Annotated in this window: 9 protein-coding genes and 1 pseudogene; 6 read left to right on the top strand and 4 right to left on the bottom strand. The window is 55.3% G+C overall.

Features of this window, described 5'->3' with window-relative positions; translation table 11 throughout:
* A pseudogene (locus GGQ90_RS11720) lies at positions 1-95 on the top strand (PEP/pyruvate-binding domain-containing protein); the annotation flags it as partial.
* Between the two features lie 30 nt (positions 96-125).
* Here GGQ90_RS11720 and GGQ90_RS11715 read toward each other — a convergent pair.
* From GGQ90_RS11715 to GGQ90_RS11705, 3 genes are read right to left on the bottom strand one after another with little or no spacing between them, the layout of a single operon-like run.
* Positions 126-698 (bottom strand): hypothetical protein, encoded by a 573-nt coding sequence (locus GGQ90_RS11715; RefSeq protein WP_188082332.1) that lies wholly within the window; start codon positions 696-698, stop codon positions 126-128.
* 60 nt (positions 699-758) lie between these two features.
* Positions 759-1,034: a hypothetical protein gene (locus tag GGQ90_RS11710; protein ID WP_188082331.1), complete on the bottom strand. Its 276-nt coding sequence runs from the start codon at positions 1,032-1,034 to the stop codon at positions 759-761.
* A gap of 52 nt (positions 1,035-1,086) precedes the next feature.
* The gene (locus GGQ90_RS11705; RefSeq protein WP_188082330.1) at positions 1,087-2,919 is read right to left on the bottom strand and encodes a coiled-coil domain-containing protein; all 1,833 of its coding nucleotides are present in this window, start codon (positions 2,917-2,919) and stop codon (positions 1,087-1,089) included.
* A 389-nt stretch (positions 2,920-3,308) separates the two neighbouring features.
* Here GGQ90_RS11705 and GGQ90_RS11700 point away from each other — a divergent pair, with 389 nt between their 5' ends.
* The 5 genes from GGQ90_RS11700 to GGQ90_RS11685 all read left to right on the top strand — a co-directional run bounded on the left by GGQ90_RS11700 (position 3,309) and on the right by GGQ90_RS11685 (position 9,984).
* Complete coding sequence (locus tag GGQ90_RS11700) at positions 3,309-4,541, top strand: alginate lyase family protein (protein ID WP_188082329.1); 1,233 nt, start codon at positions 3,309-3,311, stop codon at positions 4,539-4,541.
* A 169-nt stretch (positions 4,542-4,710) separates the two neighbouring features.
* A complete protein-coding gene (locus GGQ90_RS11695; RefSeq protein WP_188082328.1) occupies positions 4,711-5,337 on the top strand; it encodes a hypothetical protein in 627 nt (208 codons plus the stop codon).
* Positions 5,306-5,566, top strand: coding sequence for a hypothetical protein (locus tag GGQ90_RS29000; RefSeq protein WP_223178216.1), 261 nt, complete (start codon positions 5,306-5,308; stop codon positions 5,564-5,566). Before GGQ90_RS11695 ends, GGQ90_RS29000 begins: the two co-directional genes overlap by 32 nt.
* Before the next feature lie 228 nt (positions 5,567-5,794).
* The gene (locus tag GGQ90_RS11690; RefSeq protein WP_188082327.1) at positions 5,795-8,917 is read left to right on the top strand and encodes a glycosyltransferase; all 3,123 of its coding nucleotides are present in this window, start codon (positions 5,795-5,797) and stop codon (positions 8,915-8,917) included.
* Between the two features lie 206 nt (positions 8,918-9,123).
* The gene (locus GGQ90_RS11685) at positions 9,124-9,984 is read left to right on the top strand and encodes a hypothetical protein (protein WP_188082326.1); all 861 of its coding nucleotides are present in this window, start codon (positions 9,124-9,126) and stop codon (positions 9,982-9,984) included.
* A 207-nt stretch (positions 9,985-10,191) separates the two neighbouring features.
* Here GGQ90_RS11685 and GGQ90_RS11680 read toward each other — a convergent pair whose 3' ends face one another.
* Complete coding sequence (locus tag GGQ90_RS11680) at positions 10,192-11,964, bottom strand: class I SAM-dependent methyltransferase (protein ID WP_188082325.1); 1,773 nt, start codon at positions 11,962-11,964, stop codon at positions 10,192-10,194.
* Positions 11,965-12,082: the final 118 nt, after the last annotated feature.

The raw sequence follows: 12,082 nt of genomic DNA, 5'->3' as shown, positions 1-12,082 counted from the left end.
TCGGCAGGGCTCCGGCAATCATCAAACTGCGCGAAAGGATCAAGCGACAGACCATCGAACATCGGCGCTTGCAGCACCGCAAGTTCGCCGCCTAACATCAACCCCCTGACGAGGTCCGCACTCCGCTAATCTACGCCGCGAGTTGTGCCGAATGTTCTGACGACGGACAGGATATATTCGATATACTCGTTATTTTCGTCACTCGGTAATGTAACAACTATATTAAAATCAAGATCGGAAAGAGCTAACAAAACATCGATCAAACTGCGCTCACTTCCGAACAATTCCGTTCCAGAGCTATGTGCGCACAGGAGTATGGTCAACTTATCCGGATCCGCACTACGCCCCCCTTTATAGCGGTATGGTCCCGACATCTCATTATCACTGAAAGAAAGCGGATCTCCCAGATATGCAAGGGCACTTCTGGTTGCGGCACGGCCCTCCGCTTGACCAAAGCGAATATAATGAAGGAGAGGATCTATATCGGCCTCGCCGATATCGCCATTTTCTTCCAGATAAAACCGCGTGTCGAAAGCAGGGCCAGGATCCCGCCTCAACATCAATCCGAAACGAACAAAATGCTCAAGCGGAGACAATCCGACGAGAGCGCTGTCGCCATATACGCTGACATACCACGCTTCGTCGAACAGGCCCGACTCCGCGATTTCCTCGGCAAGCCGTTCCTGGTCCCCCGACATTTCACCCTCTGAAAATTCGACAAGGCAATGATCCGCCGGAAGAAAAGTTCCCCAAAAAAATCAAATTCTTGCTCGACGCCCTTCGGCTTTACCATGTCGAATATAATGAATTACCGGGTCGGCACCCGCAGCGGCCACATCAGCATTATTCTCAAGATAATATTGCGTATCAAAATCAGGACCGGGATCCCTCTTCAACATCAATCCGAATTGAACAAAATGATAAAGAGGCGGCAACCCGACAATTGCGACATCCTGATATGTGCTCGTGTACCAAGCCTCATCAAATATTCCAGAATCGTTTACTTCTCTTGCAACCTCTTCCAAATTCAACATTGCGACCCCCAGATTACTCGCTCTACTGGCTGAGCATATTTATTTCGTACAATTAAACCGCCCCCTCGACGGCCCAACCAATTCGACTGCGTCGCAGATCGTCAATCTGCTGATTCGGTGAACGCCCCTCCCGCAATCCATATTCCAGGAAATGAGTCTGCGGGTCCAACCCACTTTCCAACACATCCATGTTGCTGCTGAGATACCAGTCGCGATCAAAAAGCCCGATCTGCCCTAGCAACATGGCCTGACGCCGCAAACGCAACGATCGTGGCAAGAAGGCAGGAACACCTCTGCCGAGGAGCAATTCGACAAGCCGCGAAAACTCGTCATACACCCCTTCTATCCTGCCGGCGAGCTCCTCTCGGCTCGCCCGAAGGCGATCGACATTGCCTCGCGCTCCGACCAATGTTTCCTCAAGGAGCGCAATCTTGTCGACATGCGCATTCAATGCGAACTCATTATCCCGCTCACGCTGGATTAGTTCATCCCGATCCGCCAACACCCGACGAAGCGCCTCGGCCGTTTCCTCGGTTTCAAGTTGCCGCTGAGCGAGGGCGCTCTGCGTTTGCCCCAATTGCCCCTTGATCACCGTGAGTTCAGCGTTGCGTGCTGCGACCTCAGCCTGGGCCTCCTGTTCGCCGGCCTCAGCATCCCGCAGCGCCCGCTCACCATCCGCAATCAACTGCTGCATTTGAAGGATGTTCAGTTGCAACTGGCCCAACTCGGCATTCTGCCTGGTGACCTGGCCACCCAAAAGCACCTGACGCGCCTCCAATCGGTCGCTATCCTCTTTCATCTGCCGCCGCATCAGGGACACTTCCAGGTGGGCTGCCGTCAATTCCTCTTCGCGCTTGGCCAGTTCGTCTGCCTTCGACTGTGCGAATTCCCCAAAATGACGGACCTCATCGTCTCGCTCATTGAGACGGTCCCGAATGCCCGACAGTTCCTTACGGACATTCTCCAATTCCTCCTGCAGGACGTCCCGCTCCTGCCCCAACAGCGCCTGCTTCGCCTTGGCGGCGACCAGACGCACATTTTGTGACGCAAACTGCTCCGCCTTCGCATCAATATCCTGGGTCAGCAGCGCTATCCGCGCTTCTCGCTCCGCGACCGAGACATGCGCCTCCCGCAAGCGCCCTTCCAAAACAAGCTTCGCCTGCAGGATCGCGTCCGCCAAGCCCTGCCCACGCGCAGGCAAATCACCTTGGACATCCCCAACATGGTATAGTCGATCAACAACCTCCCACGATTTCGAAGCCTCATCGCGCAAATGGGTCAGTTCGACCGTCAACACATCGACATTGGCGTCAGCCTCCCGCTTGGCTGCCGCCAGAGCCTGTCGCTCCGCTTCCAGCTGATCAAGCCCAGCTTCCCGGGCTGCCAAATCACGCCTCAGACCGTCTTTTTCTCCACCAATCCACGCGATGTCGTTAGCGGCCTTCTCCAACTCCTGGCGCGCGCCGCGCAATTCCCTTTCAACTCCATCCTTCGCTTCGTCCAAGGCATGGCGATTCTGCAGCAGCATCTCCTGGCTTGCGGTCAACATGCGCACCTGCTCAGCATGCTGCCCGAGCCTGCGGTCCGATGCGGCCTGCACGTCCTGCGCAATGGCAAGACGTGCATCGCGGTCCGCAAGACTGCGTTCATATTGCTGCACCTGCACCTGAAGGCGCGCAATCTCCGCCTCCTTTACCGAAAGCATATTGCGGACGTCAGCCACTTCCTGCTCAAGCGCCAAAAATCGTCCTTGGTCACCATTCAGACCAGCACCCCGATCGTAAAGCCGCGCTCCATCAGGCGCATGGCGATAAATGGAAGCATCGACACGCGCCAGGAGGGGCGCCTTGCTCGCGATGACTAGCTTGTCCGAACCATTTGACACGAGATCACCCCTGTTGCGTCAGCCTGCACCAATGGAGTTTATTCAATTTTCACCAGTAATTGCAAAGCCTGATTAGGTATTTATACCGAAAGATATATTTTTTGCGCGAACCTTCCGCCCTCCTTCCGTCAATAGGCAAGATAGTCAAACCCCAGGGAATTGCGGTACAAAATTCACTCAAACCACCCATCCCATCATCACCGATCAATCCGACCATCGCAGCTTCCTGCCAGGCACGATCGCATGCCCAAAGTTTTACATTCGCTTAATATGGCAAATCTGTTTTTCAGGCGTGTTTCTTGAATATTGCGATGCATGTGCGGCAAGATGACCGATAATATTTCCAATATAAGACATGAAGTCTTATTCGGACATATCCATAACCCTATATGAGCGCGCCTTTAAGAGAAAATCTGTCATTAACCAGCATGTCGGCCTGCCAATCGCCTGTCGAGCACAGATCCGAGCGCGGCCATCCCAATATGGGATTATCGATGGGGTCGAAAGCCAGCATTGATCGGGAACGAGCAGGGAACGATCCTGGTGGGACGATGTTATGGAGCTTCAAGGATATTACGCTCGACGCACGGGCGCTCAAGATCGGGCAATCAAATATGAAAGTCGATTATCTTCCAATATTGAACAAACTGCCGAGGCGCGTTTACATACAAGCGACCCTCGCCATTGCGAGCGGAGTGCTGCTGCCGCAAAACGCGCTCGCCCGGCAGGCTTGCCCGGTCACCCCGCCTGCACAAACATCGCTTCAGGGCATCCATGCACGCTATGTCGCCGCCCGATGGCCCGAACAGGTCATCGACACCGCTGCAGTGAAGCAGAATGACGAAACGCTCAAGAACTTGCGCCTTTTTAGTGATCAGGCAACCAGGCTGAGTGATCAAGCCCTGACCGGGGACAAGACTGCGGCGTCCTGCCTCAAGAGCGCACTGGCCGCATGGGCAGCTCAAGGCGCGCTACTTGGCCCTGCGACGTCTGACCAAGGGCGATTTGAACGCCTTTGGGCGCTTGCCGGCCTTTCCGTGATCAGCTTCAAACTCGAACATAGCGGCACCCCATTGCCGAACGACACCCGCACTTGGCTGCACCGGGTCGCTCTTATCGTAAAGGATGAGCAGCGCTTTGCTCGAAAAACCGATGCGACTAACATGACCCTCTGGGCTGCCTTGGGAACAGGTACGGTAGCCGCGATAACGAAAGACACACCCCTCTGGAACTGGTCACTGAGCCGGGTTAACAATTTCCTGAGCAACATCCAGCCGAGCGGGATTGCCCCCACCGAATTGGCCCGAAGAGAGCGGGCCACCAACTATCATTTTTTCGCAGCGCAGCCACTGATGGCCTTCGACCGGATTGCCCGCTGCTACAACCGCCCCTTCAACGCCTCCCGAAGGCAATCTATGGATCGTTTTCTGGCGCTTCTACGTGATCTACGGGCCGGCAAGACATCCCTGACCCAGCAGGCCAAGGTCAAGCAGCTCCCCTATCAACATCAAGGTTGGTTCGACCTACTCGACAAGCAAACCTTGCCCCCCAACAGCCGGGATGTTGAGATCGATCGACTGGGCGGTAGCGTCATAGCGTTTCGCAAGGCCACGAATTGCTGAACCACTTGCCTGACACGGCTTGCCGACACATCCTGCGGATCGGGGATCAAGCGAATGTAAAGCTTAATCATTTTGTCCGTCGCGAGCGGAAATCATCTTCACGTCCCTGCAACGACCTCTTATGGTCGAAAAAACGAGAAACGGGTTCCATCTTCGACGGCCATCGCACATGACGAGTTCTTCTCAACCACATATGCCAGAAGCCGCACTGGCTCGACTGATCCAAGCCTATGAGCAGGCCGAGATCATTCTTGAATATGGCTCCGGAGGGTCAACGGAACTTGCCGCGGCCATGCCGGGCAAATTTATCATGAGTGTCGAAAGCGACGCTGAGTGGGCCCGCGCCTTGCGGCAGAAACTGGGGCAAGCACACCCGCCTTCGCGTACCATCATACATCATGTCGATATCGGCCCAACGGGAGACTGGGGGCGTCCCATTGATACCACACTTTGGCGCGACTATCATCGCTATCCCAACGACATCTGGGAACGTCCTTTTTTCCGACATCCCGATGTCATTCTGATCGATGGACGCTTTCGCACCGCCTGCCTTGCCACGGCCATGCTGCGGACTCGGCGCCCGCTGGTCATTCTCTTCGACGATTATGTAAATCGTCCCAAATATCATCTTGTGGAACAGGCAATCAAACCGGTCGCCTTTCATGATCGCATGGCCGAATTTCACGTTCAGCCAGACCAGGTACGAACCCAGGACATGGGCCTTCTCATCCAGCAGTTTTTTCAGGTCTCGCTCCATGGCGTCAATGCGCAAGCCTATCGATTGCCTGACAACTGACCATCTTCCTTATGTCGCGACGATGACCCGGCATGACGAACACGGCAAGGCCGCGAGAGTTCACGCCACTGCACATGAGGTCGAAGAGCAGCACCTTGTTTGCAGCGTCCTCAGCAACCGCCAGAGCGACGATGCCACCAAATCGTCACCGCCACACCCCGGCCGCCACATGCGCGCCACGGTCATTTACCGTGGAGGAACATCGACATTACTCTCCACATCATTTTGACAGTTCCCCCAATCTCTGACAAAATCATGCACTGCAACATGAATTTCAGGGCACGGCATTTGTCGTGACTATGCTGGGGAACAATCAGGGGCTATCCCCATGCAGAATATCGAACCGGGCTGCCATCGTTATCGGATCGCGCGCAAGCCACGCCTGCGCTTCCGATCAAATTGGTTCGACCAAGTATAGTGACTGGTCATTTATACATTATAGAGATTTCGAGGAACTATGATGCAGGCGGATACGATAGACGGTGTTGATACTTCCTCTCCCTCGGCTGTCGAGCCAATGCATAATTATCGGGGCGACGTAAATTACATCAGAAAAGGCAAGATTTTTGGATGGGCATGGAATCCGTCCGCTCCGGATGACCATCTCCATATTTTGCTCACGCAGGGCGACACTCTGCTTGTGAAGGTAGCCGCGTCCCTTTTCCGCAAAGACCTCAGAGCTGCCGGAATCGGCGATGGTAAGCACGCTTTCGCCATTCCCATCCCCCAGAAGTTTCGTCGTGGCGGCCTGCATCGCATGGAAGTACGGTTCGAGAATGGCGCACTGGTAAAGCGCGGAGAGGTGGAGATCGGAGCCGCGCCAGGACTGGAAGTCGAGATGGTGGAAATAGAGGCGGAAGACACCCAACTGCCGCAGGTCGCAGAAACCAAAGCGAAAAAGAGGGGAACCGCCAAGGGCGTAAAAAGCGCGCCCAAGGAACTGGAGCGACAGGCAAAGCTTATCCGAGCCTCCAAGAACGTCCACAGCAAATGGTATCTCGACACTTATGAAGATGCTGCGCGGGCAGGGATTGACCCCAGCCTGCACTATCTCCTGTACGGCGCGGCCATGGGCCGTAATCCCGGCAAGAGCTTCGATACGCAATTCTATCTGGATCAGTACCCCGAGGTCCGGGCAAGCGGCCTCAACCCTCTGCTACACTATGTCGAGCATGGCCAGAAACATGGCTACAAGACCAAGGCGCCCAAGGATTTCGCCTTGCGTGACATGAAGCGAACCAAGGACAAGCTTCTCTCCCTTGGCTTCACCGACAAGGCCCTGGATGATCTGCAGAAGATTCTCGCCAATAGCCCTGACGAAGAAGTTCGCACCCTCGCAGCCCGCGAATTGGTCCTTTGGCATATGCGATCAAAAACCTCTGAGGGCTATGCCACCGCTCTGCATTACGCACAGCAATCCCACGCCAGTACGACTTCTCTCGACCATCGCCGCCGAATGGTGACGGCCATCTTGTTGTGCCAATATTTTCTGGGCCTTCGGGAAGAGGCCAGCACGACATATGAAGAGGCAGCGTTAGTCGGGGAATTGTCCCCTGACGCCATGCTGGCCTGGATCAATTTTCAGGAGACGCCGGAAGCGCGCATCACATGGATCAACCATGTACTTCAGTCGTTCGCCATACCGCCCATTGGCTTGCTGCCCGATGAGGGGCAGCCGCTCTACGACCGGCTTACGGCCGCAGAGCCGGCCCAAAAAATCACTGATGGTCCGAAGGTGACGGTACTGGTCGCGGCTTATGAAGCCGCAGACGTGCTGCCGACCGCGTTGCGTTCTCTCCAAGAACAATCCTGGCAGAATCTCGAAATACTTGTGCTTGACGATTGCTCTCCCAGTTCGGGCACGTGCGACGTAACCGAAAAATTCGCGGCAACGGACCCCCGCATTCGCCTGATCCGCATGGAACAAAATGGCGGCGCCTATGTCGCACGGAACCGCGGCCTGGATGAAGCGACCGGAACCTACGTCACGCTGCACGATGCCGATGACTGGTCCCATCCGCTCAAGATCGAAACCCAGGTCCGCTTCATGGAGGACAATCCAGACGTCATGGGTTGCACCACCCAGCAATCACGCGCGACCGAGGACCTTGTCTTCTGGCGCATGAACGCAGACGGCAAACTCCTCAACCTCAACACATCATCCTTCATGTTCCGTCGCGAAGAGGTGCAGGCCGCATGCGGCTATTGGGACGACGTCCGATTTGGCGCTGATACGGAATTAATCAAGCGAATGACCTCGGCCTTCGGCAAGAATTGCGTGAAACGCCTCTTCAACGGCCCATTCTCGTTCCAGCGCATTTCCGATTCGAGCATCGTCGGCAGCCCCTATTTCGGCATTGAAGGTTTTCATTTCGGCGTGCGCTTCCTTTATCATGAAGCCTATCGCCACTATCATTTTGATGAGAGCCGACCCAATTATCACAATAATCAGAAAAAGCTCTTCGCCACCCCAAATGTGATGCGTAAGGACCGGCTGCGTGTCGGCACTGAACGCCATTTCGACGTAATCATTGCCAGTGATTTCCGGATGGCGGGCGGAAGCACCCGGTCCAGCATTGAAGAAATGCTGTGCCACGAAAAATTCGGCATATCCCACGCCCATTTTCACATGTTCCGCTACGATTTCGAAACGGAAAGATCCGTATTTTCGGTTCTGGGCGACAACTTCGATTCAGAACATATGAATGTTCTGGGATATGGAGAAAATGCTTCCTGCGACCTATTGATCCTGCGCTATCCACCAATTCTCCAGCACCGGCAGCGGTATCTGCCAAAAATCAACGCGAAGCATATCAAGGTCATCGTCAACCAGCCGCCGATGAGCGACTATTCGGAATTGGGCGAGGTTCGTTACGATCTGGCTTCCTGCGCTGAAAATGTCCGTCATTATTTCGGCAAGGATGCCCAATGGCATCCCATCGGACCATTGGTCCGTGAGGCTTTACACACGCATCACGCCCATGAATTGCCGCATATCACCCTGTCCGAACAGGATTGGCTTAACGTGATCGACATCGAGGGCTGGTCTCGCGGACCGCGCCAGCGCAGTCCGCAGGACAAGTTGCGCATCGGTCGCCACTCCCGCGATCATGAGCATAAATGGCCACATCGCCGTGAGGATATTCTGGCAGCCTATCCTGCCTCAGACGATGTAGAGGTGCATGTCTTGGGCGGTGCCAGCGCGCCAGCCACGGTAATCGGTGACATTCCACAAAATTGGACCGTTCACCCCTTTGGATCTCTTCATCCAAGGGAGTTTCTGGCGGACATCGATGTCTACATCTATTTCGCCCATCCCGATTGGGTGGAAAGCTTCGGACGCGTCATCATTGAAGCCATGGCGGTCGGGGTACCGGTGATCCTCCCGGAAATCTACCGCCCCCTATTCCAGGATTCCGTCCTTTACGCGACGCCAGCGACGGCGATGGACCTCGCCCGGACACTCCACGGCGACCCCGCATTTTACGATGCCCAAGTGCGGAAAGCGCAGCAATATGTGCAGGACAATTTCAGCTATGAGACCCATGTAGAACGCCTGAAGCGCCTGCAATCCACATGATGATGCCTGGCGGGCAACACCTCGCTTTGCCCGCCACCAAAGCGCCCCCCCCCTCTCAAACGCCCCCATCCAACCTGCTTGACGCATCTAGCCCCCTTGATATCTAGAACGGCTGATCCTTTGGAAACGCTTGAAATTTGGAACAATCACGAATTTCAAATCGCACCAGTTCATAATAAAATGCCGATACCGCGAGGAAACTAATAATGTCGAAAATGCAAGCCGGCTATGGTAAGCTTTCTCTTGGCGACATTCATGATCTATCAAGTCAGGAATATGTATTCGGTAGAGACACTCCAGACAAATCTACTTATTTCTGGATGAATACTCCACTCAAAACGGAAGCACTCTTCACGCCAAAAAATAACGCAGATCGACTATTCGTCCTTTTTTGCGGGGACGCGGAACGCCAGCGCTATACTCCACCCGTCTTTCAACGCTGGAAGTGGGCGGAACGCTTCCCTGGCCATTGCCTGTTCGTTTCCGATCCCACCCTGTATCTCAACGACGATCTTGGCTTAGCCTGGTATTGTGGAACCCCCGACTTTGATCCGCTGCAGGGCATTGCGGAAATGGCGCGCGATATAGCGACATGCTCTGGTATCCCGGAGTCGAAAATTATCTTGTATGGATCAAGCGGCGGCGGCTTTGCCGCGTTGCGGCTGACGTCGATCCTGACGCAAGCGACAGCGGTGGTCATCAACCCTCAGATCAACATCCTCAACTTCTCCAGCCAGTCGAAAGTCGATTTCTGCATGGAATCCTGCTTTCCGGGCTTGAGCCGGGAGGAAATCGAACGCGACCATGGCGACAGAATAAATCTGATGCACGATAAATTCGACTTCCAGAATAAGAAGTTGATTTACGCTCAAAACAAGTTGGATAAGAGCCATTATTTTCGGCATTACATGCCATTCTTGGAAAAGCTTGGAATTAATGGACGTCAGGAATTCAAATCTGATCGCCTGACGACGATCTTATTCGAAAATGTCGATGGCCATCCCAAGGCCGAAGCCGGCAATCCGGAAGTATTCGACCGAATGATCGACCTGATCACAACCGGCTGAGCAGAGGCTGGAGCATGCGATCATTCCCCCCTTCGTCCGCATAATCGCAACCGGAAGATATCATGCTTAAACGGCCCGCCCGGATTCCGACAGGGGACATCGCGGGCCGTAAATCCATATTCCGGACATCAATAGTGGCACTGCGCCTCCTGGCATCCGCCTTGAGGCCAGACTGCCGCCCTGCCCCGCTGTCGATGATGAGCGATCCTAGCCTTTCGCTTTCTGGCGCCAGTCCTCGCTAATCTGCGTCAAAGCCACAAGATCGGCCAACTTCTGCACCCCGTCGGCTTCCAGTTCGACACCTCGCCGCTCAGCGGCTTCGAGTTTCTGCGCCATCGTGCACAACGCCCGTTCCCGCACTATGCATTTCGCCTCTGCCGTGGCCGATGCCGTGCTTAGTGCAGCCATTTCGATGGCCTTGCTCGACAACTCCGCTCGCAAGGCGATACGCTCTTCAGCCATGAGATCAAATTGCTTCTGCAGTTCATCGCGTTGCTGCGCATGCGCAACTCCGGCCTGCCTCGCCTGCTCCAGAAGCTGTTCGGCATATGCAGCATCCAGACGGCTGACCTCTGCAGCCAACAGCACTTGTCGCTCCGCTTCCATGCGCACCATTTCCTGCGCCATACGCTGTGCATATTCATCTTCGATCCGGACGACTTCCCGGGCCACCACATCCTCTGCCAGGGCCTGCTCCTGGCGCAGACCATCATACTCTTCGCGCGCAAGTTGCAGGGCCTGATCCCTTTCTTGCAGGGCCTTATCTTGCGTGCTCCTTTCGCGCGCCAATTCATCAAGCTTCGCCTGCAGCATCGCCGCATGGCCTGCGGCAGCTTCAGCATCCGCCTTCAAGGTGGCAGCATCCCTGTGAAGGGCATGCCGCTCGTCCACAGCAGCCTGTCGTTCAGCCGACAATAGCCCCAGGCGCTCATCGCGCTCCGCGACTTGCGCTTTCGCCCAGATATATTGCGCTTCCAGCGCGATGAGAGAATTTTGCGTCGCGGCCATCGCCTGCGTCAGATGCTCACATTCATCCGTCAAGGCGGCGAGCTTTGCAGACTGCTCCACCGACATGGTATCCCATTTGGCTGCAGAGATCGACAATTCCTGATGCCTGTCCACCAGAGCCGCAGACTGCTCTCTCTCAGCCTTCAACTGCTCTTCCAACGCTTGGCGCCCTCGCCCCTCTGCCTCGCGCTCATCCGCCTCACGCGTGAGAAGCGTGCGCAAACCATCGACTTCAACCTGATAAGCGGATTGGGCCAATTGCCGAACCAGCGCATTACCCAAGCAGCGAAATTGCTGCTCGAGTACCGGGCCATTCTGCGGCTCGGCTAGGGATCTCGCCAATTTCTGCACTAGCGCTGGCGGCTGCGATCCCGCCATCAACGCGACAAATCCACCACCATGCGCAAATTCGATATAGGGCCGCTCATCCTTGAGACTTTGCAACACATCACAAGCCTCAGGATCCGTCACCCGATCGGTGCCAGCCAGAAAAATCACGCCGTGCGCCGACATTTGCGAAAGCCAGGCCGAACGGATCGCTTCTAGCACGACAGTCGACAAAGGCTGTTCGACCAGCATGATATCGACGCCGCCCAGATCGAAAAAATCAGCGGCCTTGGCAGGATCAGAACAGATGAGGCGCGAAAACTCTCCATAATGAGCGGCGTTATGATCTTGGATCGCTTGGGGGACACGCGGGAAGGCGGCCCCGTCCTCCGCCGGCCATTGATCGATGCCGTAAAATTCGCTTCCCTCGCTCGACCGGAGCGCCTGACACATCGCAAAATAGGCGGTCCCGCGCCCAACCCCTAGACCAACGACCAATCGGGGATCGGTGACATGGGCGAACCAGGCAAGAAATGGCACGTGCCCCAGGCAAGGCGACCGGTCGAGCCAGCGCGGCTCCCAGCACAAACCATAGGCTATGGGCTCCTGAAGCGCACTACTTTCCGCCACGACATGATCGATCATTGTAGAACGCAATTCTGTCGAAGAAGTGGGCTGCATATCGCACAAATCCAAAATCATCTGGCTTCAGCAAATTTGCTTCAGCTTCCAAAACGGGAAATAAAACCGGCAATCCGGCCTT

The organism is Sphingobium scionense, assembly GCF_014197035.1.
GTDB lineage: Bacteria > Pseudomonadota > Alphaproteobacteria > Sphingomonadales > Sphingomonadaceae > Sphingobium > Sphingobium scionense.
This window is presented reverse-complemented; position numbering and strand designations above follow the sequence as displayed.